The sequence below is a fragment of the Xenorhabdus bharatensis genome (genome assembly GCF_037996705.1).
GTDB classification, from domain to species: Bacteria; Pseudomonadota; Gammaproteobacteria; order Enterobacterales; family Enterobacteriaceae; genus Xenorhabdus; species Xenorhabdus bharatensis.
This window is the reverse complement of record NZ_JBBMXG010000063.1, coordinates 1-583: the sequence shown is the minus strand read 5'-3', so window position 1 is coordinate 583 and position 583 is coordinate 1. Positions and strand designations below refer to the sequence as shown.

Sequence of the window (583 nt, the reverse complement as noted above, 5' to 3'; positions counted from 1 at the left end):
TTTGCTTGTGTCAATGTTTAACCCCCAATGAGGCATAGCAAGGCCAGCTATGATAGCAACAGCACCGATAACAGCACCCGAAGCCACTCCGGCCAGCCCGGTGGCAAGCCCAGCTGCCGCTCCCGCTGCTGCCGCAGTAGCACTGAATAAACCGACCAGGCTGATTAACCCGCCGTCCGGCTCAATCGGTGGAGAATTGTCGGAATTCTCAATTTCAGGTTCGTCCTCATCCTGCTCTTTTTCTTCCACAGTCACCACTTCCGTATTAGTAGCAACGACTTTGTTGTCTTTCATTAATTCGGCGGTCAGTGCATACGTGCCTTTGGTGAAAGTGACGGGTGTCCTACATCCCCAGTCACCATTATCACTGACGACAGCATCCTCACAAATTATGTCCGAGAGGATGTCTGGCGTATTGACCCCTGATGCAACCTGAGAAAAGCTGATTTTACGTTTTCTGACGTTAACTGTTTCACCGGGAAGACTGGCAGTTCCTGATACCGTCGTAACGGTATCTGAGATATTTTCCGGGTTTGTAAGGTCAACGTCAGGGGTTTCGATTTCAAAATATGTTTTTTGTAAG

At 49.2% G+C, this 583-nt stretch carries 1 pseudogene; it reads right to left on the bottom strand.

The features are described 5' to 3' along the window. Window positions 1-583: pseudogene (locus tag AAC855_RS21215) on the bottom strand (hypothetical protein); the annotation flags it as partial.